This is a genomic window from Streptomyces sp. NPDC001381, assembly GCF_042895685.1.
In the GTDB taxonomy this organism is placed as follows: Bacteria; Actinomycetota; Actinomycetes; order Streptomycetales; family Streptomycetaceae; genus Streptomyces.
The window spans coordinates 1-18989 of the sequence record NZ_JBIAWO010000011.1 but is presented as its reverse complement, the minus strand read 5'-3'; the positions used below and the strand labels follow the sequence as shown (position 1 = coordinate 18989).

The following is an 18989-nucleotide window of genomic DNA, read 5'->3' as shown; positions in this document are numbered from 1 at the left end:
CTGGCTTCCGGCCACGCTCCGCGCACGGGCCGGTACCGGACGCGCCTTCCGCGGGAGCCAGGCAGACTTCTCTTACGGGCTTCTCACCGGAGGCTCACCCGTTCGGCGTACCCGCGTTGCCCGGAGCGGCACACAGATCATCTACGTGCGTCGTATCCTGCTCGGACACTCGCTGCCGAGCCCGGCCGGCAAGACGGCACACCCCAGCCCGTATCCCACCGGAACAACGAGAGCTCGTCAGTTCGTTGAGCAGGAATTGGCGTTTTGCCCATACGGCGGAGCGTTTGCTTTGCTTCATCGCTCAACGACGCATTACAACGACCCCTTGACCGCACTAGCGACAGCCCCCCGTACGCGTGGGGGTGACGTGGCCGTTCGACTGGAGTTGCACGTGGCCGGGCGCATCGAAGACTACGCACTCATCGGAGACATGCAGACCGCTGCCCTGGTCTGCCGTGACGGGACAGTGGACTGGCTGTGCCTGCCCCGCTTCGACTCGCACGCGATCTTCGCCGGTCTGCTGGGCACCGAGGATCACGGCTTCTGGCGCCTCGGCCCGGCGCACGCCTCCGACACCCAGCCGCCGACCGCGGCCCGGCGGACCTACCGCGGCGACTCGCTGATCCTGGAGTCCGAGTGGGACACCCCGCGCGGCACGGTCCGGGTCACCGACTTCATGCCTCCCCGCGACGGCGCCCCCCAGCTGATCCGCATCGTCGAGGGCGTCTCCGGCCGCGTCCCGATGCGCTCCACCCTGCGCATGCGCTTCTCCTACGGCCGGGTGGTCCCCTGGGTGCACAAGCACGAGGGGCGCACCGTCGCCGTGGCCGGCCCCGACTCGGTGTGGTTCGACACCACCGCCGAGACCTACGGGAAGTCGCTGACCACGTACGCGGACTTCACGGTCGCCCCCGGTGACCGGATCGCGTTCACGATCTCCTGGGAGCCCTCGCACAAGCAGCCGCCGGCCCTGCCGGAGCCCGAGCAGTCGCTGGAGGCGACCGAGGAGTTCTGGCGCGAGTGGGTCGAGCACTGTACGTACCACGGCCCCTACCGTGAGGCGGTGATCCGCTCGCTGATCACCCTGAAGGCACTGACGTACGCCCCGACCGGCGGCATCGTCGCCGCGCCCACCACCTCCCTGCCGGAGGACATCGGCGGCGTCCGCAACTGGGACTACCGCTACACCTGGCTGCGCGACGCGGCGATCACCCTGTCGTCCCTCCTGCGCACCGGCTACCGCGAGGAGGCCCGCGCCTGGCGCGAGTGGCTGCTGCGCGCGGTCGCCGGCGACCCCGAGAACCTGCAGATCATGTACGGCATCGCGGGCGAGCGCGAGCTGGGCGAGGCGGAGCTGGACTGGCTGCCCGGCTACGAGAACTCCGCCCCGGTCCGGGTCGGCAACGGCGCGGCGCACCAGCTCCAGCTGGACGTGTACGGCGAGGTCACCGAGGCCCTGCACCTCGGCCACATGACGGGCCTCGCCCGCAACGACTACGCCTCCCTGCTCCAGCTGAAGCTGATCCGCTACCTGGAGAAGCACTGGGACGAGCCGGACGAGGGCATCTGGGAGGTGCGCGGCCCGCGCCGCCACTTCGTGCACTCCAAGGTCATGGCCTGGGTCGCGGTCGACCGCACGATCAAGCTGATCGAGTCCGGCGACGCGGACGGCCCGCTGGAGAAGTGGCGCGAACTGCGCGACGACATCCACCGGGACGTCTGCGAGAAGGGCTACGACAAGGAGCGCAACACCTTCACCCAGTCCTACGGCTCCCGGGAACTGGACGCCTCGCTGCTGCTCATCCCGCAGATGGGCTTCCTGCCGCCCGACGACAAGCGGGTGATCGGCACCATCGAGGCGATCCAGCGCGAGCTGTCCACCCCGGACGGCTTCATCCTGCGCTATCCGACGCAGGGCGACGACGAGGGCGTCGACGGCCTCCCCGGGGACGAGGGCGCCTTCCTGGCCTGCTCGTTCTGGATGGCGGACGACCTGGCGATGATCGGCCGTGTCGACGAGGCCCGCAAGCTCTTCGAGAAGCTGCTGTCCCTGCGCAACGACCTCGGCCTGCTCGCCGAGGAGTGGGACCCGCGCCTCAAGCGCCAGGTCGGCAACTTCCCGCAGGCCTTCAGCCACGTGCCGCTGATCGACACGGCCCTGCGCCTGACGGCGTCCGGCGCGTACGGCGGCTGAACAGGAAGACCACACCGCGCCCGCCTACGCTGGGAGGACCAGCCCCTGCACGGAAGGGGGCGCCCCATGGCCTCCCCGTCGAAGGCGGGCGCGGCGCTGACCGCGCTCCGCGAGGATCTGGCCGGCGATGTGTTCGCCCCGGGGGACGTCGGCTACGACGAAGCGCGCACGGTCTTCAACGCGATGATCGACCGGCGTCCGGCGGTGATCGCCCAGTGCGTGGACGAGGACGATGTCGTCCGGGCGGTGCGCTTCGCCCGTGACCTGGATCTGAAGATCGCGGTGCGCGGCGGCGGGCACAGCGTGGCGGGGATGGCGCTGGGCGACGCGGCGCTGGTGATCGATCTGCGGCACATGCGGGCGGTCACCGTGGATCCCGCGGCCGAGGCGGTGCGGGTGGCGGGCGGCGCCACGATGAGCGACCTGGACCGCGCCTGCCAGCCCTTCGGCCTCGCCACGACCGGCGGCCGGGCCTCCACCACCGGCGTCGGCGGCTTCGTCCTGGGCGGCGGCACCGGCTGGCTGGACCGCCGCTGCGGCCTCGCGGTCGACAACCTGCTCGGCGTCGAACTGGTCACCGCCGACGGCGAGCGGACCCACGCGAACGGCGACGAACACCCGGACCTGTTCTGGGCCCTGCACGGCGGCGGCGGCAACTTCGGCGTCGCCACCGCGCTCACCCTGAGGCTGTACGAGCTGCCCGAGTTCTCCATCGCGCTGGTGCTGTACCTGCCGGAGTACGGCCCGGAGGTCGTGCGCACCTACCGCGACCTCATCGAGGCGGCCCCCGTCGAGGCCAGCGGCGCGGTCCTGTACCTCACCGGCCCGCCGGAGGAGTTCGTGCCGCCGCCGCTGGTCGGCCGGCTGGTGTGCGGGGCGCTGCTGACGTACGCCGGGGCCGAGGAGGACATGCGCAAGCTGGCCCAGCCGCTGCTGGCGCTGCCGCACGAGGCGGAGGTCGTCGGGGCGATGCCGTACGCGGACGTCCAGTGCATGATCGACGATCCGCCCGGGATGCGGAACTACTGGTCGGCGGAGTACCTGACGCACGCGCCCGACGACTTCGTGGACGCCTACTGCGCCCTCGCGGACTCCATGCCCGTGCCCACGGCCACCCAGCACCTGCTGATGCCGCAGGGCGGCGCGATCGCCGACGGGCCCCACGAGTATCCGGTGCCGTACCGGGACGCGCCCTGGGCCGTGCACCCGTTCGGGATCTGGGAGGACCCGGCGGACGACGAACGCGGCGTCGCGTGGGTCCGGGACGTGCGCGCCCGCGTCCGCCCGTGGAGCACCGGCGACGTCTACCTCAACTTCATCGGCGACGAGGGCACCGAGCGGGTGGTGGCCGGCCTCGGCGCGGAGAACGCCCGCCGGCTCGCCGAGGTGAAGCGGCGGTACGACCCCGACAACGTCTTCCGCTTCAACCACAACATCAGGCCGGCCTGAACGCCGTCGGCGTCCGCGTCGCCCACCGGGCGCGGCCCGCGCAACCCGCGGAGATGTCGCCGGGACGTCTTCGCAGGTAGCGTCCGCTGCATGGACAGCCGCACGGACCACCGACCCGACAGCCCGAACGCCGGCATCACCGTGCAGCGCGCGCTGGAGCTGCCCGGACTGCGCAGCGGGCTGCCGGAGATCCTGGCGGGTGCCGACCGGCTGGGGCGGACCGTGCGCTGGGTGCACGCGGGCGAGGTCCCGCACATCGCCTCGCTGCTCAAGGGCGGCGAGTTGCTGCTGACCACGGGCTACGGCCTCGGCACCCGTGCGGCAGAACAGCGGGCGTTCGTGCGGACGCTGGCCGAGCGGGGCATCGCGGCCCTGGTGATCGAACTCGGGCCTCGCTTCACACGGCTGCCCGCGACGCTCGTGGAGACGGCGAGGGCGAGCGGGCTGCCCCTGGTCCAGCTGCACCGCGAGGTGCCCTTCGTGGCGGTCACGGAGGAGATCCACACCGAGATCGTCAACGGCCACTACGCCCTGCTCCAGCGCGCCGAGGAGGTCCACCGCCGTTGCACGGAGGCCCTGCTGGGCGGCGGCGGGATCCCTCAGGTGCTGGGCATCCTGGCCGGGTTCAGCGGCAACCCGGTGTTCCTGGAGACGACGGACGGCCGGCTCCTGTACGCGGCCGGCGAGGGGCCGGAAGGGGCGGATCCGCTCCAGGTGTGGGAGGGGCTGCGCGGCCCGCACAAGGACGCGCCGCCGCCAGCCGGTTCGGTGCTGGTGGATGTCCCCGGCGGCGGGCCGGGGGCGGGTTCGGTCCGCGCGCGGCTCGTGCTCCTGCCCGTGCGCGCCCCGCTCGCCCCGGTGCACCGGATCGCCGCCGAGCGGGCTGCGGGGATCCTGGCGGTGGTGCTGATGCAGGCCCGTCAGGAGGAGGAACTGGCGGCGCGCGGCCGGGGCGACTTCCTGACCGACCTCGCCGAGGGCCGCATCGCGGCGGCGGACGCTCCGGCCCAGGCGCGGGTGCTCGGTTTCCGGCCCGGTACCGGCCCGCTGCTGCCGGTCGTCATGCGGCTGGGCGACGCCCTCGCCCCCGGCGGAGGCTGGGCGGTGCTGGCGCGGGCGGTCGGTGAGGAACTGGCGTCGGTGGGCGTGCCGGTGCTGCTGGGCGTACGGCCGGTGGAGGGCCGGGTGCCGCTGCTGCTGGGCCTGCGGTCGGAGTCGGAGCGGTCGGCGGTCGCGGACCGGGTCGCGGCGGCGCTGCGGGCCGGGGTGGAACGGGCCGGGATGCAGCGGCCGGGCGCCCCGCCGCCCGTCGTGGTCGTCGGGGTCGCGGGCGGCTGGGCGGCGGCCTCGGCGGGGCTGCGCCACGCGGCGGAGACGGCGACCGCCGCCCAGGGCCTGTCGGACCGCCCCTGGTACGACGCCCGCCGCCTGGACATCGACCTGCTGCTGTGGCGCCTGCGCGACCACCCCGATCTGGCCGCCTTCGTGGACCGCGCGATCGGCCCGGTCCGCGACCACGACGACCGCTCCAAGCCGCCCCTGCTGCCCACGCTGGAGACCTATCTGGCGCATGCCGGCCGCAAGGCGGAGACGGCCCGCGAACTGCACCTCAACCGCCAGACGCTCTACAACCGACTGGCCCGTATCGGTGAGTTGCTGGGCACCGACCTGGACGACCCGCAGACGGTCCTGGCGCTGAGTCTGGCGCTGCGGGCCCGCAGGCACGTGTCCTGAGGGACCGTCCGCCGGGTCAGACCATCGGCAGGGGCTGCGTCAGCTCGTCGTAGACGCTGAGGACCTGCTCGACGGTCTCGTCCTCGGTGGGCCAGGCGGCTGCCTGACGGGTCCCCAGGTCGCGCAGCCGCTCGCACCGCCGCGGGTCGTCGAGCAGGCGGACGACGGCGTCGGAGAAGGCCTTGGCGTCGTCGGGCGGTACGAGTTCCGCGGCGTCGCCGACGAGTTCGCGGACGCCTCCGGTGTGGGCGGCGACCAGTGGTACGCGCGCGTGGAGGGCCTCCTGCGCCAGGACCGACCGGGCCTCCTCGCCGCCCGGCAGCAGCGCGAGGTCGGCGGCGGCGAGCAGGGCTCCGACGTCGTCCCGCCGGCCGAGCAGCCGCACCGGCAGCTCCTCGTCCTCGATACGGCGCTGGAGCGCCGGCCGCAGCGGCCCCTCCCCCGCGATGACGACCAGGGGCACGGGGTCCAGCCGGCACCACGCGTGCGTGGCGTCCAGCAGCAGGTCGTAGCCCCGGTGACGGTCCAGTGATCCGACGGCCATGAGCAGCGGGCGGCCGGTCGCGCCGAGTTCGGCCCGCACCTTGGGATGCGACTGCTCGGCGTCCTCCTGCCCGTCGGTGCGCCGGGGGCCGGGCAGCGCCACACCGGCGAACCGCGCGTCCCTGGCCCCGGTCCGGCGCGCCCGGTCGACGAGGCCGGAGGTGGTGCCCAGCACCACGGTGGCCGCCTTCGCCACCCGCCGCTCCAGCAGCCGCAGCAGATGGGCGCGGGCGCCCTCGGCACGCGCCCGGTTGTGCCAGGTGACGACGAGCGGGGTGCTGCGCCCGCTGAGCGCGAGGACGGCCCGGAAGGAGGCGTGCAGTCCGTGCGCGTGGACCAGGTCGGCGTCCGTGCAGGCCGCCCGCAGCGTGGCCACCGCCCCCGGGTCGCTGCTGCGCGGCACGTGCACGTGTTCGGCGCCGGCGCCCGTGAAGTCGTAGAGGTGCTCGGCCTCGGAGGGGGCGCACACCGTCACCCGCACGCCCCGCGCGACGAGCCCCGCGGCCAGGGAGCGCACGTGCGCGCTGCTGCCGGCGTTGCCACCGCCCAGCACCTGCACGGTGCGCAGCGGCGACTGGCCGTGCGGTGAGTGGCTGCTCACGTGGCCGGGGCTCCTGGTTCGGCGTCGGACGGTCACGAAGGACGGACAGAGGGACCGGCGGAGGGGTGGACCGCTCGGTTTCCTCCACGTACTACGCCCAAGGATGCCAGCACGTACGGGTGTTCCGTGCCGCCCGGCCCCCGGGCCCCCGGCGACACGGCCGCACAGTTCACCCACACGAGTGAAGAAACCCAGGACCCCGTTCGATTCCTCCCTCCCGAACCCCCTCCCCGCACATCCCCCACCCCACCCGTCCGCCCCACGCACCCACCCGACGCGTCCACCCCTCCGCGTCGGTCCCGCACGTCCGCCCCGCACGTCGGCCCATGGTGTCCGCCCCCGCGTCCACCCAGCGTGTAGGCCCCGGGCGTCCGCCCGGCGCGCCCACTCAACGCGTCCGCCACGGGCATCCGCCCAGGGATACGGCCCGACGCATCCGCCCCGCATGTCGGCCCCCGCGTCCACTCGACGCCCCCTCGCGACCATCCGGCGCGTCAGCTCTACGCGCCCACCCGACGCGCCGCCCCTGAGCGTCCGCCCGGCGCGCCCGCCGAACGCGTCCGCCACGGGCATCCGCCCATGGTTACGGCCCGACGCATCCGCCCCACGCGCCCACCGAGCATGCCCACCCTGGGCGTCTGCCCCCGCGTGCCGGCCCTGCGCATCCCCCAGCCCGTCGGCTCTACGCGTCCCCCGGCGAGTCGCCGCTACGCGTCCGCGCGGGCCGTCGCCAGTAGTTCCTCCGCGTGTGCCCGGGCCGTTTCGGAGTCCTCCTGTCCGGCGAGCATCCGGGACAGTTCCCGGATGCGTTCCTCGCCCTCCAGGACCTTCACGCCGGAGCGGGTCACCGACCCGTCGTTGGTCTTCTCGACCAGCAGCTGGCGGTCGGCGAAGGCGGCGACCTGCGGGAGGTGGGTGACCACCACGACCTGCGCCGACTTCGCAAGCTTCGCGAGCCGCCGCCCGATCTCCACGGCCGCCTTGCCGCCGACGCCCGCGTCGACCTCGTCGAAGAGATACGTCGGCACGGGATCCGTCCCCGCGAACACGACCTCCACGGCCAGCATCACGCGGGACAGCTCACCGCCGGAGGCACCCTTGGCGATGGGCCGCGGCGGCGCGCCCGGGTGCGGGGCGAGCAGCAGCTCGACCTCGTCGGCGCCGGACGGCCCGTAGGCGACCGTGCGCCCGCCGACCTCGACGCCCTCGGGGTCCTCGGTCTGCCGGATGGCGAACGACACGCGCGCGTGCGGCATGGCCAGCGAGGCCAGCTCGGCGGTCACGGCGGCGGCGAACCGCTCGGCGGCCTCCGTACGCGCGTCCGTCAGCGCCTGCGCCAGCCCGCCCAGTTCGGTCCGCAGCGCGTCCCGCTCGGCGGTCAGCTCGTCGATCCGCTCGTCGTCGCCGTCCAGTTCGGTCAGGCGCGCGGCGCTCTGCTCGGCCCACGCCAGCACCGCGTTCACATCGGGTCCGTACTTGCGGGTCAGCGCGGTGAGCGCGGCCCGCCGCTCCTCCACCGCCGCCAGCCGCAGCGGATCGGCGTCGAGGTCGTCGGCGTACCCGGCGAGCTCGCCCGCCACATCGCCGAGCAGGATCCCGATCTCCCCGATCCGGTCGGTCAGCGCCGCCAGTGCCGGATCGTGCGACCGGACGGCCTCCAGGGCCCGCTGAGCGCCCGCCACGAGCGTCGCGGCGTCGATGCCCTCGGGATCCTCGGGATTGCCCGCGAGAGCCGCGTGAGCGGCCGTGGCGGCCGAGGACAGCGCCTCCGCGTGCCCGAGCCGCTCCGCCTCCTCCGCCAGCTCCACGTCCTCCCCGGCGCGCGGCTCGACGCCGGCGACCTCCTCCAGGCCGAAGCGCAGCATGTCGGCCTCCTGGGCCCGCTCACGCGCGCGCGTGACGATCTCGTCCAGCTCGACGGCCACGGCCCGCAGCCGCCGGTAGGCCTCGGTGTACTTGGCGAGCGGCACGGCGACGGCGTCCCCGGCGTACCGGTCGAGCGCCTGCCGCTGCCGGGACAGCTTCAGCAGCCCCTGCTGGTCGGTCTGCCCGTGCACGGCCACCAGCTCGTCGGCCAGCTCGGCCAGCACGCCCACGGGCACACTGCGCCCGCCGACATGCGCCCGCGACCGTCCCTCGGCGGAAACGGTACGGCTGATGAGCAGCGCCCCGTCGTCGAGCTCGGCCCCCGCCTCCTCGGCCCGTACGACCACCGAGGCGTCCGCGGGCACGGCGATCCGCCCCTCCACGACCGCCCGCTCGGCGCCGATCCGCACGAGCGCGGCATCGGCGCGCCCGCCCAGCAGCAGCCCGAGGCTGGTGACCACCATGGTCTTGCCCGCGCCCGTCTCGCCCGTGACGGCGGTGAAGCCGGGCGACAGCTCGACGACAGCGTCGTCGATGACTCCGAGCGACCGTATCCGCATCTCCTCCAACACGGAGAAGACCTTACGAGGTCGGACGGAGAAAGTGCGAGGCACCCTGTCACCCGGCCGAGTGGACGTCCCTAGTGCCGGGCCCCCCGCCACCCGGAAACGGGCAGGGCGAACTTCGCCACGAGCCGGTCGGTGAAGGAGGCGTGATGCAGCCGGGCCAGCCGCACCGGCACGGCCCCTCGCCGCACCTCCACCCGCGCCCCCGGCGGCAGCTCGAAGGTCCGCCGCCCGTCGCACCACAGCACACCCGGCGGAATGTGCGGCAGCAGTTCCACGGCGAGCACGGAGTTCGGAGAGGTCACCAGCGGCTTGGCGAACAGCGCGTGCGCGCTGATCGGCACCATCAGCAGTGCCTCGACCTCGGGCCACACCACGGGACCGCCGGCCGAGAACGCGTACGCGGTGGACCCGGTCGGTGTCGACAGGACGATCCCGTCACACCCGAACCCGGTCACCGGCCGCCCGTCGATCTCCAGCACGACCTCGAGCAGCTTCTCCGCGCCGGCCTTCTGCACCGCCGCCTCGTTCAGCGCCCAGTCCGTGTGCACGATGTCGCCGTTGCGGTGCACGACGACATCGACGGTCATCCGCTCCTCGACCTCGTACGCCTTCGACACCACGCGGTCGACGACCTTGTCGAGGTCGTCGCGCTCGGCCTCGGCGAGGAAGCCGACGCTGCCGAGGTTGACGCCGAGCATCGGCACCCCGGAGGCCCGCGCGAACTCCGCGCCGCGCAGCAGCGTCCCGTCACCGCCGAGGACGATGAGCAGCTCGCAGCCCTCCAGGCACTGCGGGGTGGCCTCGGAGACCAGCTCCACCTCGTCCGGCAGGGGCAGGTCGGCCGCCTCGTACTCCAGGACGCGCACCCCGATGCCCTCGCGCAGCAGCCCCTTCACCACCAGTTCCGCGCTGCGGATCGCGGCGGGCCGGCCCGTGTGGGCGAGCAGGAAAACAGTACGAGCTCGGTTCTGTGTCAACGCGGCCCCTCCGCAACTGCACGGTCAACGTCGGCCGGGTCCAGGGCAGGCGCCCCGGCCCGGAGCCACAGAAAGTACTCGACGTTGCCCGAGGGCCCGGGCAGCGGACTGGCGGTGACACCCTTCACCCCGAGCCCCAGGTCCCACGCCCTCTCGGCGACGCCGCGCACCGCCTCGGCCCGCAGCTGCGGGCTGCGTACGACGCCCCCGCTGCCGAGCCGTTCCTTCCCCACCTCGAACTGGGGCTTGACCATCATCACCAGATCCGCGTCCGGCTCGGTGCACCGCGCCAGGGCCGGCAGCACCAGCCCGAGCGGAATGAAGGACAAGTCCCCCACGACAAGATCCACAGGCTCCCCATCGATCGCTTCAAGCGTCAACTCGCGTACGTTCGTACGGTCCTTGACGGTGACGCGTTCATCGCTTCGAAGAGACCAGGCGAGTTGTCCGTACCCCACGTCCACGGCGACGACGTGCGCGGCCCCCGCCCGCAGCAGCACGTCCGTGAACCCCCCGGTGGACGCCCCGGCGTCCAGTGCCCGCCGCCCCTCGACGACGAGCCCCTGCGGCACGAACGCCTTCAGCGCCCCGGCGAGCTTGTGCCCGCCCCGCGAGACGTAGTCGGGGTCGTCGTCGTCCACGGCGACGACGATCGCGGCCGCCGTCTCCACCTGAGTGGCCGGCTTGGTCGCGACGGTCTTGCCGACGGTGACCCGCCCCGCCGCGATCAGCTGCCCGGCATGCTCACGCGAGCGCGCGAGCTTCCGGCGGACCAGCTCCGCGTCCAGACGGCGGCGTGCGACTCCTGCCACGTTCGGTTCAGCTCCTAGTGCCATACGAGGGTGAGGGCGCCCTCTGGTCATACGACGGTGAGGGCGCCGGAGGTCCCGGGCGGGCGTCGAGCGCGGTGAGCGCGTCGCGCAGCCCCCGGTGTACATCCTCGTACACCTCGATGTGTCCGTCGGTGGCGAGGTGGTCGGCGTCGGCGAGCCGGTCCAGCAGGGCGTCGACCTCGGCGTCGCCGGTGGGGATGCGGGGCACGGCCAGCGGGGCGGGCGCGGCGGGGTCGTACTCCGGCTCCTCCGGCGCGGTCTCCGGCTGCGGCTCCGGCAACGTGTCGCTCATGCCCAGACGCTATCGCGAACGGCTGGGGTACCGTCGGTCGCGATGGCCACGACTGAGGAGTGCCGTGCGGCACTCGAGAAGCTCTCGGAGAACATGCAGAGCGCCGAAGGCGACGTCCGCACCGCCGTTTCCCTGGACCGCTCGGTGAGCTGCTGGATCACGGACCTGGACGTCACGTTCGCCGGCCGGATGAGGGGCGGCCGGATCGTGGTGCGGGACACCCTGCAGGGCCCTCCTCGGGAGAAGGCCCAGATCAGGCTGACCATGACCGGCGACGACCTGGTCGCGCTGGTCGCCGGCGAGCTGCACTTCGCCAAGGCCTGGGGGTCGGGCCGGGTGAAGCTGGAGGCCGGTCTGCGGGACCTGTTCCAGCTCAGGAAGCTTCTGTAGCCACCACCCGCCCGGCCTGGGCCCGCGCCCTGCGCGCGGCCGGCACCACCAGCGGCGTCCCCGTCTCCGGGTCGTCGATGACCTGGCAGCGCAGCCCGAAGACCTCCTCGACCAGTGCGGCCGTGACGACGTCGTTCGGCGCACCCTGCGCGATGACCTCGCCGCCCTTGAGCGCGATGAGATGGGTGGCGTACCGGGCCGCGTGGTTGAGGTCGTGCAGCACGGCGACGAGCGTGCGGCCCTGTTCCTCGTGCAGTTCGGCGCACAGGTCGAGGACGTCGATCTGGTGCTGGATGTCGAGGAAGGTCGTCGGCTCGTCGAGCAGCAGCAGCGGGGTCTGCTGAGCGAGCGCCATGGCGATCCACACGCGCTGCCGCTGGCCGCCGGACAGCTCGTCGACGTACCGGTCGGCGAGCTCGGCCACCCCGGTCTGTGCCATGGACTCCTGGACGACCCGCTCGTCCTCGGCCGACCACTGCCGCAGGATGCCCTGGTGCGGGTATCGGCCGCGGCCCACCAGGTCGCCGACGGTGATCCCGTCCGGAGCGATGGACGACTGCGGCAGCAGGCCCAGGGTGCGCGCGACCTTCTTCGCGGGCATCGACTGGATGACCTGCCCGTCGAGCAGCACCCGCCCCCGGGAGGGCTTCAGCATCCGCGACAGCGCCCGCAGGAGCGTCGACTTGCCGCACGCGTTGGGGCCGACGATCACGGTGAACGAGTTGTCGGGTATCTCCACCGAGAGCTGCTCCGCGATGACCCGCTGGTCGTAGGCGAGGGTGACGTTCTCGGCGGACAGGCGGTTCACGCTGCTCCTTCGGTTGTTCGGGTCGGCCGCGCGGCCGTCGGTGCCGGCCGTGCCGCTCATATCCGGCCCGCCTTGCGTTCGGTGACGAGGAGCCACAGCAGGTAGACCCCGCCGAGCACACCGGTGACCACGCCCACCGGAAGCTGTCCGTCGCCGAACAGCCGCTGCGAGGCCCAGTCGGCCGTGACCAGCAGGGCGGCTCCCATGCACAGGGACGGCACGAGGTTCGGGCCGGGCGAGCGGGTCAGCCGCCGGGCGAGCTGCGGCGCGGTGAGCGCCACGAAGCTGACGGGACCAGCGGCGGCCGTCGCGGCGGCGGTGAGCAGCACGGCCGACACCATCAGCACCAGCCGTACGCGCTCCACCCGCACGCCGAGCGCGTGGGAGACGTCGTCGCCCATCTCCATCATCCGCAGGCCGCGGGCGTTGGCGAGGACGAGCGGTACGAGTACGCAGACCAGCACGAGCAGCGGCCAGACCTGCTTCCAGTCCCGCCCGTCCAGGGTGCCGGTCATCCAGACGACGGCACGGGCCGCGTCGACGAAGTCGGCCTTGGTGATCAGATAGCCGTTGACCGCCGTCGCCATGGCCGACACGCCGATGCCGACCAGCACCAGCCGGTAGCCGTGCACGCCCCGCTTCCACGCCAGCAGATAGATCGCGGCCCCGGTCACCAGCCCGCCGACCAGCGCGCCGAGGGTGACCTGGGTGGTGCTCCCGGAGAACAGCACGATCATTACGAGCGCGCCGGCCGTCGCCCCCTGCCCGAGGCCGAGCACGTCCGGGCTGCCCAGCGGGTTGCGCGACACGGCCTGGAACAGCGCACCTCCGAGCCCCAGCGAGGCGCCCACCAGCAGCCCGACGAGGACCCGCGGCAGCCGCAGCTCGTTGACGATGAGCTCCTGACCGGGGTTCCCCTCGCCGAACAGGGTCTTCACCACGTCGCCGGTCGAGATCGGGAAGTCGCCGGTGCCGATCAGCACGACGCTCGCGGCGAACGCGGCGACGATCAGCAGCACGACGACGGTCAGGGCCCGCAGGTCCAGCCGCAGCGACAGTCCGCCCGGGGTGCGCAGGGCCCGGGGCCCGGTCCGCGGCACGGGGGTCTCCCGCACCGGCGTGCTCTCGGTCGTCACGTCGGTCCTCACAGCTGGGCCGTCCTCCGCCCTCGTACGAGAAAGATGAAGACCGGCCCGCCGATGATCGCGGTGATGATGCCGACCTGGACCTCGGACGGGCGGGCGACGACCCGGCCGATCACATCGGAGCCGAGCAGCAGCACGGGCGACAGGATCGCCGCGTACGGCATGATCCAGCGCAGGTCGGGGCCGGTGAACGAGCGGACGACGTGCGGCACCATCAGCCCGACGAACATGATCGGCCCGCAGGCGGCGGTCGCGGCCCCGCACAGCAGCGTCGCCGCGAGCATGGCCAGCGCCCGGGTGCGGTGCAGGTGGGCGCCCAGCGCCCTGGCCGTGTCGTCGCCCATCTCCATGGCGTTGAGGGGCCGGGCCAGGGCGAGTGCCAGGACCGTGCCGACGGCCAGGAAGGGCAGCACCTGCCCGATGGTCCCGTCCGTCGCCGTCGACAGCGAACCGACCGTCCAGAACCGCATCCGGGCGAGCGCCGCGTCATCCATGATCATCACGGCCTGGAGGTAGCCGTACAGCGCGGCGCTGATCGCGGTGCCGGCGAGCGCGAGCCGAACCGGCGTCGCCCCCCGGCTCCCGCCCAGGAACCACACCAGCGCGCCGACCGCCGCCGCGCCCAGGAAGGCGAACCACACATAGCCGGTCAGGCTCGTCACCCCGAGGAAGGTGATCGCGGTGACCACGGCGGCCGAGGCGCCCGCGTTGATGCCGAGCAGCCCGGGGTCGGCCAGCGGATTGCGCGTCAGGGCCTGGAGCACGGCGCCGGACAGCCCCAGCGCGGCGCCGACGAGCAGCCCGAGCACGGTCCGCGACAGCCGCTCGTCGACGACGACGTCCGCGTACGTCCCCGAATCCGCGAACAGCCCGTGCCAGACCTGGGCGACGGACAGCTCCTTCGCCCCGACGGCGATGCTCGCCACCGCCACCGCCAGCAGCAGCGCCACGGCGGCGAGCAGCCCAACGGAACGGATCGCCCGGCGGGTTGGGGGCGCGGGGGCGGTCTCCGCGCGCTGTTCGGGAACACTGTCGACCAACACGCAGTTAGGTTAGCCTACCCTCCCAACCCCTCTCGATCCCTGGTGAGGGACTCACAGTCCCAGCCGCGCCAGCGCCTTCGCCCCGTCCAGCTCACAACTGCCCTCCCCCGCGGCCGTCCAGGCCGCCGCGCACAGCGCCCGCAGGCCGTCCAGCGCCTCACCGTCCCCGTCCAGCTCCAGCCTTCGCTCGTGCGCGGGGACCCCCACGGCACCCGCCGTCGCCGTCCAGCCCCCGCACCGGAACCCGTCCCCGGCCACGCTCACCTCCGGCTGCCCGGTGAGCAGCCCGCGCAGGTCGGCGTCCACGAACGTCGGCCGGTGCTGCGGCGGCGCGGCCAGCAACTGCGCCCCGTCCGTGACCCCGGTGAGGACCAGCAGCGAGTCCACCTCCCCGTTGAACGCCCCCTCGATGTCGGTGTCCAGCCGGTCCCCGACGACCAACGGCCGCTCCGCGCCCGTCCGCAGGATCGTCTCCCGGTGCATCGGAGGCAGCGGCTTGCCCGCGACCTGCGGCTCGGCACCGGTCGCTATCCGCACGACCTCCACCGCCGCCCCGTTGCCCGGCGCGATCCCCCGCCCGCTCGGAATCGTCAGATCGGTGTTGGACGCGAACCACGGCACACCGCGCGCCACGGCGTACGAAGCCTCCGCGAACCGCCCCCACGGCAGGTCCGGCCCGCCGTACCCCTGCACCACGGCCGCCGGATCGTCGTCCGCGGACTCCACCGGCGTGAGCCCCCGCTCCCGCAGCGCGACCCGCAGCCCCTCACCGCCGATCACCAGCACCCGCGCCCCCGCCGGCACCTGCTCGGCGATCAGCCGCGCGACCGCCTGGGCCGAGGTGATGACGTCCTCGGCCCCCGTGGGAATCCCCAGCTCGGTGAGGTGCCCGGCCACGGCGTCCGGCGTCCGCAGCGCGTTGTTGGTGACGTACGCCAGACGCATCCCGCCCGCCCGGGCGGTGTCCAGCGACTCGACGGCGTGCACGATCGCGCTACCGCCCGCGTACACCACCCCGTCCAGATCGAGCAGCGCCGTGTCGTACGCCTCGCTCAGGGCCTGCCCACTGGCCTCGGGCCTCGTCCTGACGCTCCGGCTCATTCCGCATCGCTCCTCGATCGATCCGCTTTCCCCCGATCATCGCGCATGCCACTGACACACGTGCGACCCGTACGATGCCGGGATGAACACAGCAGGTCACTCGGAAGCAACGGCGCACCGAGGCCTGGAACTCACCCCGTTCCGAGGCCTGCGCTACGACCCCGACCGGGTCGGCAGCCTCGCCGCCGTCACGTCCCCGCCGTACGACGTCGTCGTCCGCCCCGACGGCCTGCACCACCTCCAGGACGCCGACCCGTACAACATCGTCCGCCTGATCCTCCCCCAGGCGACCACACCCAGCGCCCGCAACGAACAGGCCGCCGACGCCCTGCGCCGCTGGCTGGCCGAGGGCGTCCTGACGGCCGACCCGGAGCCCGCCCTGTACGTGTACGAGCAGCGTCACGCCGACGGCATGCTCCAGCGCGGCCTCATCGGCACCCTGCGCGTCTCCGACCCGGCGGAGGGAGTCGTCCTGCCCCACGAGGACGTCATAGCGCCCGTCGTGGCGGAGCGCGCGGCCCTCATGCGGGCCACCTGCGCCAACCTCGAACCGCTCCTCCTCACCTACCGCGGCAACGGCACGGCGGCGGAGATCGTGGACCGCACCGCGCAACGGCCCCCGCTCCTCGCCACCACCACCGAGGACGGCTACCGCCACCGCCTGTGGGCGATCACCGACCGCGCCGAGCAGGCCCTCGTCCAGGCGGACCTCGCCCACCACCAGGCCCTGATCGCCGACGGCCACCACCGCTGGGCCACCTACCGGCGGCTCCGCGCCGAGCACCCCTCCCCCAGCCCCTGGGACCACGGCCTCGTCCTCCTCGTCGACACGGCCCGCTACCCCCTGCGCGTCCGCGCCATCCACCGCCTCCTGCACGGCCTGCCGGTGGCACAGGCCCTGGCCGCGGTGGAGCACCGGTTCCGCGTCCGGCACCTTCCGGTCCCCCTCCCCGAGGCGCTGGACGCCCTGGCCGACGCGGCCTGCGCGGGCAACGCCTTCCTGCTCGCGGGCGACGGCGCCTTCCACCTCCTCGACCGCCCGGACCCGGCCCTCCTGGACCGCACGGTCCCCCGGGACCGCCCACAGGCCTGGCGCACCCTGGACGCGACGGTCCTGCACGCCACCCTCCTCGCCCATGTCTGGCACATCCCGGAGGACGACCCGGCCCGCGTCGCCTACATCCACGACACGGCGGCCACCGTGCGGAAGGCGGAACGCAGCGGCGCCACGGCGGTCCTGCTCCACCCCGTCCGCGAGGAGGTCGTCCGCGACCTCGCCCGCCAGGGCGTCACGATGCCCCGCAAGTCGACGTCCTTCGGCCCCAAGCCGGCCTCCGGCCTGGTCCTGCGCGCACTGGACGTCTGAAACGCGGAAGGGGCGGGTTCCCCGTGGAACCCGCCCCTGTCAGTCAGTGCGCTCAGTCCTTGTCGACGTCCTCGGTCGGCGTCTCCTCGGACTCACTCTCGTCGAGAGCGTCGACGAACTCCACGCCGTCCATCTCGGCGAGCCGGTCCGAGGCGTCGGTGCTGCCGTCGCGGTCCGCCTCGACGGCCTTCGCGAACCACTCCCGCGCCTCGCCCTGACGTCCGGCGGCCAGCAGCGCGTCGGCGTACGCGTAGCGCAGCCGCGCGGTCCACGGCTGGACGGAGTTGGAGGCGAGCTCGGGGCTCTGCAGCGTCACGATGGCCGCGTCCAGCTGCCCCATGTCGCGCCGGGCGCCAGCCGCGACGAGCCGCATCTCCACCTGGCCGGCCTTGTCGAGCTTGTGCACCTCGGGGGCACCGGCCATGTCCAGCGCCTTCTCCGGCCGCCCGAGCCCCCGCTCGCAGTCGGCCATGACGGGCCACAGGTCCACCGAGCCGGTCATCCGCCGCGCCGCACGGAACTCGGCGAGCGCCTCGCTGTACTTCTGGTTCGCGTACGCCGCGAACCCGGCCGCCTCGCGCACCGCGGCGACACGCGACGCGAGCCGCAGCGCCACCCTGCTGTACCCGTAGGCCCCTTCGGGATCCTCGTCGATCAGCCGCGCGACCATCACCAGGTTCCTGGCGACGTCGTCGGCGAGCGTCTTGGGCAGGCTCTGCAGCTCCTGCCGTACGTCCTTGTCGATCTCCTCGCCGGTGACGTCCTCGGGGATCGGCAGCCGCTTGATCGGCTCACGGTCCCGGTCCCGCTCGTCACGGAACCGCCCGCCACCACGCCGGTCGTCCCTGCGGTCGTCGCGACGGTCGTCCCGCCCGCGGAAACCGCCGGGCCGCCCGCCCCGGTCGTCACGCCGGTCGTCACGCCGGAAGCCGCCACGCCCACCGCGGTCGCCGCCGCGGTCGTCACGGCGGTCATCGCGCCGGAAGCCTCCGCGGTCGCCGCGGTCGTCACGGCGGTCGTCCCGTCGGTCGTCACGGCGGAAGCCACCACGGTCGTCGCCGCGCCGGTCGTCACGGCGGTCATCGCGCCGGTCGTCCCTGCGGAAGCCCCCGCGGTCACCGCGGTCGCCGCCACGGTCGTCCCGTCGGTCGTCACGGCGGAAGCCGCCACGGTCACCGCGGTCGTCCCTGCGGTCATCGCGCCGGAAACCGCGGTCGTCGCCGCGGTGGCCCCCACGCTCACCGCGGTCGTCACGGCGATCGTCCCTGCGGTCATCACGCCGGTCGTCCCTGCGGAACCCGCCCCGGCTGTCGTCACGGCGGAAGCCGCCACGGTCACCGCGGTCGTCCCGACGGTCGTCACGGCGGAAGCCGCCGCGCTCTCCGCGGTCGTCGCCGCGCCGGTCGTCGCGGCGGTCGTCACGGCGCCCGTAGCCACCGCGGTCCCGGTCCCCGAACCCGCCACGGTTGTCGTCGCGCCGGAAGGCCGGCCGGTCACCGCGGTCGTCGCGACGGAAGCCACGGTCCCGGTCGTCCCGACGCGGGCCACGGTCGCGGTCGTCACGCTGGAACGCGGGACGCGAGCCCCGATCGCCTTCGCGCCGGTCGTCGCGCCGGTCGTCGCGGCGGCCGTATCCACCACCGCGGTTGTCGTCCCGGCGGTCGTCACGGCGGAAGCCACCGCGGTCACCGCGGTCACGGTCGTCACGACGGCCATGCCCACCGCGGCTGTCGTCGCGGCGGCCTGGGCCTCCGCGGTCGTTGTCCCGGCGGAAGCCGCCTCGATCACCACGGTCACGATCTCCGCGGTAGCCGCCACGTTCGCCGCGATCCCCACCGTCCCGTCGCCGCTCGTCGCGCTCCGGTCGGTCGTCGGGAGAGTTGGTGGACATCGGTGACTCCTGTCTTCGGTACCGCAATCATTCTAAAAACGAAAGGACCCCTGGTCCCAGCTGAACGCTGGTGACCAGGGGTCCTTCCCAAAGATTGTTCGGCGGTGTCCTACTCTCCCACAGGGTCCCCCCTGCAGTACCATCGGCGCTGTAAGGCTTAGCTTCCGGGTTCGGAATGTAACCGGGC

At 73.6% G+C, this 18989-nt stretch carries 17 protein-coding genes and 1 rRNA gene; 6 read left to right on the top strand and 12 right to left on the bottom strand.

Going from position 1 to position 18989, the window contains the following annotated elements; genetic code table 11:
• Window positions 1–391 precede the first annotated feature (391 nt).
• From ACFY2L_RS33020 to ACFY2L_RS33010, 3 genes are all read left to right on the top strand, one after another.
• A complete protein-coding gene (locus ACFY2L_RS33020; RefSeq protein WP_390660928.1) occupies window positions 392–2194 on the top strand; it encodes a glycoside hydrolase family 15 protein in 1803 nt (600 codons plus the stop codon).
• 66 nt (window positions 2195–2260) lie between these two features.
• Window positions 2261–3643, top strand: a complete 1383-nt coding sequence (locus tag ACFY2L_RS33015) for an FAD-binding oxidoreductase (protein WP_390824189.1) — start codon at window positions 2261–2263, stop codon at window positions 3641–3643.
• 90 nt (window positions 3644–3733) lie between these two features.
• Window positions 3734–5377 carry a PucR family transcriptional regulator gene (locus ACFY2L_RS33010; RefSeq protein WP_390824188.1) on the top strand — a complete coding sequence of 548 codons (1644 nt, stop codon included), beginning with the start codon at window positions 3734–3736 and terminating at the stop codon, window positions 5375–5377.
• Between the two features lie 16 nt (window positions 5378–5393).
• Here ACFY2L_RS33010 and ACFY2L_RS33005 read toward each other — a convergent pair whose 3' ends face one another.
• The 5 genes from ACFY2L_RS33005 to ACFY2L_RS32985 all read right to left on the bottom strand — a co-directional run bounded on the left by ACFY2L_RS33005 (window position 5394) and on the right by ACFY2L_RS32985 (window position 11058).
• The gene (locus tag ACFY2L_RS33005; RefSeq protein ID WP_390660640.1) at window positions 5394–6521 is read right to left on the bottom strand and encodes a glycosyltransferase family 4 protein; all 1128 of its coding nucleotides are present in this window, start codon (window positions 6519–6521) and stop codon (window positions 5394–5396) included.
• Window positions 6522–7228: 707 nt separating this feature from the next.
• Window positions 7229–8947, bottom strand: a complete 1719-nt coding sequence (gene recN, locus ACFY2L_RS33000; RefSeq protein ID WP_390660927.1) for a DNA repair protein RecN — start codon at window positions 8945–8947, stop codon at window positions 7229–7231.
• An 80-nt stretch (window positions 8948–9027) separates the two neighbouring features.
• Window positions 9028–9933 (bottom strand): NAD kinase, encoded by a 906-nt coding sequence (locus tag ACFY2L_RS32995; protein WP_390660639.1) that lies wholly within the window; start codon window positions 9931–9933, stop codon window positions 9028–9030.
• On the bottom strand, window positions 9930–10745 hold the full coding sequence (locus ACFY2L_RS32990) for a TlyA family RNA methyltransferase (protein ID WP_390660638.1): 816 nt from the start codon (window positions 10743–10745) through the stop codon (window positions 9930–9932). The genes ACFY2L_RS32995 and ACFY2L_RS32990 overlap by 4 nt, the downstream gene beginning before the upstream one ends.
• A 7-nt stretch (window positions 10746–10752) precedes the next feature.
• Window positions 10753–11058 (bottom strand): hypothetical protein, encoded by a 306-nt coding sequence (locus tag ACFY2L_RS32985; RefSeq protein ID WP_390660637.1) that lies wholly within the window; start codon window positions 11056–11058, stop codon window positions 10753–10755.
• A gap of 42 nt (window positions 11059–11100) precedes the next feature.
• On the opposite strand from ACFY2L_RS32985, the gene ACFY2L_RS32980 reads away from it, so the two are divergent.
• Window positions 11101–11448: a sterol-binding protein gene (locus ACFY2L_RS32980; protein WP_390660636.1), complete on the top strand. Its 348-nt coding sequence runs from the start codon at window positions 11101–11103 to the stop codon at window positions 11446–11448.
• Here ACFY2L_RS32980 and ACFY2L_RS32975 read toward each other — a convergent pair.
• The 4 genes from ACFY2L_RS32975 to ACFY2L_RS32960 are packed head-to-tail and all read right to left on the bottom strand — an operon-like array spanning window position 11432 to window position 15545.
• Window positions 11432–12316, bottom strand: coding sequence for an ABC transporter ATP-binding protein (locus ACFY2L_RS32975; protein WP_390660635.1), 885 nt, complete (start codon window positions 12314–12316; stop codon window positions 11432–11434). The genes ACFY2L_RS32980 and ACFY2L_RS32975 overlap by 17 nt on opposite strands.
• Window positions 12313–13392 (bottom strand): FecCD family ABC transporter permease, encoded by a 1080-nt coding sequence (locus ACFY2L_RS32970; RefSeq protein WP_390660634.1) that lies wholly within the window; start codon window positions 13390–13392, stop codon window positions 12313–12315. The genes ACFY2L_RS32975 and ACFY2L_RS32970 overlap by 4 nt, the downstream gene beginning before the upstream one ends.
• An 8-nt stretch (window positions 13393–13400) precedes the next feature.
• Window positions 13401–14444: a FecCD family ABC transporter permease gene (locus ACFY2L_RS32965; RefSeq protein WP_390824187.1), complete on the bottom strand. Its 1044-nt coding sequence runs from the start codon at window positions 14442–14444 to the stop codon at window positions 13401–13403.
• 51 nt (window positions 14445–14495) lie between these two features.
• Window positions 14496–15545 carry an HAD hydrolase-like protein gene (locus tag ACFY2L_RS32960; protein ID WP_390660632.1) on the bottom strand — a complete coding sequence of 350 codons (1050 nt, stop codon included), beginning with the start codon at window positions 15543–15545 and terminating at the stop codon, window positions 14496–14498.
• Window positions 15546–15627: 82 nt separating this feature from the next.
• Here ACFY2L_RS32960 and ACFY2L_RS32955 point away from each other — a divergent pair, with 82 nt between their 5' ends.
• Complete coding sequence (locus ACFY2L_RS32955) at window positions 15628–16911, top strand: DUF1015 family protein (protein ID WP_390824186.1); 1284 nt, start codon at window positions 15628–15630, stop codon at window positions 16909–16911.
• A 52-nt stretch (window positions 16912–16963) separates the two neighbouring features.
• Here the strand turns inward: ACFY2L_RS32955 and ACFY2L_RS32950 are convergent, their stop codons facing one another.
• Together ACFY2L_RS32950 and ACFY2L_RS32945 are read right to left on the bottom strand one after the other, a co-directional pair.
• Window positions 16964–17689, bottom strand: coding sequence for a hypothetical protein (locus ACFY2L_RS32950; RefSeq protein WP_390824258.1), 726 nt, complete (start codon window positions 17687–17689; stop codon window positions 16964–16966).
• The gene (locus ACFY2L_RS32945; protein ID WP_390824261.1) at window positions 17581–18165 is read right to left on the bottom strand and encodes a hypothetical protein; all 585 of its coding nucleotides are present in this window, start codon (window positions 18163–18165) and stop codon (window positions 17581–17583) included. The genes ACFY2L_RS32950 and ACFY2L_RS32945 overlap by 109 nt, the downstream gene beginning before the upstream one ends.
• Here ACFY2L_RS32945 and ACFY2L_RS32940 point away from each other — a divergent pair.
• Window positions 18137–18808 carry a hypothetical protein gene (locus tag ACFY2L_RS32940; protein WP_390824260.1) on the top strand — a complete coding sequence of 224 codons (672 nt, stop codon included), beginning with the start codon at window positions 18137–18139 and terminating at the stop codon, window positions 18806–18808. The genes ACFY2L_RS32945 and ACFY2L_RS32940 overlap by 29 nt on opposite strands.
• A gap of 90 nt (window positions 18809–18898) precedes the next feature.
• On the opposite strand, the gene rrf is transcribed toward ACFY2L_RS32940, so the two are convergent.
• Window positions 18899–18989 (bottom strand): 5S ribosomal RNA (gene rrf / locus ACFY2L_RS32935); the annotation flags it as partial.

What these genes read in the sequence shown, in the direction of transcription:
- ACFY2L_RS32980 (WP_390660636.1), top strand. Translation starts at nt 11,101, where the DNA reads ATGGCCACGACTGAGGAGTGCCGTGCGGCACTCGAGAAGCTCTCGGAG.
- ACFY2L_RS32960 (WP_390660632.1), bottom strand. Translation starts at nt 15,545, where the DNA reads ATGAGCCGGAGCGTCAGGACGAGGCCCGAGGCCAGTGGGCAGGCCCTG.
- ACFY2L_RS32975 (WP_390660635.1), bottom strand. Translation starts at nt 12,316, where the DNA reads ATGAGCGGCACGGCCGGCACCGACGGCCGCGCGGCCGACCCGAACAAC.
- ACFY2L_RS32955 (WP_390824186.1), top strand. Translation starts at nt 15,628, where the DNA reads ATGAACACAGCAGGTCACTCGGAAGCAACGGCGCACCGAGGCCTGGAA.
- recN (WP_390660927.1), bottom strand. Translation starts at nt 8,947, where the DNA reads ATGCGGATACGGTCGCTCGGAGTCATCGACGACGCTGTCGTCGAGCTG.
- ACFY2L_RS33015 (WP_390824189.1), top strand. Translation starts at nt 2,261, where the DNA reads ATGGCCTCCCCGTCGAAGGCGGGCGCGGCGCTGACCGCGCTCCGCGAG.
- ACFY2L_RS32985 (WP_390660637.1), bottom strand. Translation starts at nt 11,058, where the DNA reads ATGAGCGACACGTTGCCGGAGCCGCAGCCGGAGACCGCGCCGGAGGAG.
- ACFY2L_RS33010 (WP_390824188.1), top strand. Translation starts at nt 3,734, where the DNA reads ATGGACAGCCGCACGGACCACCGACCCGACAGCCCGAACGCCGGCATC.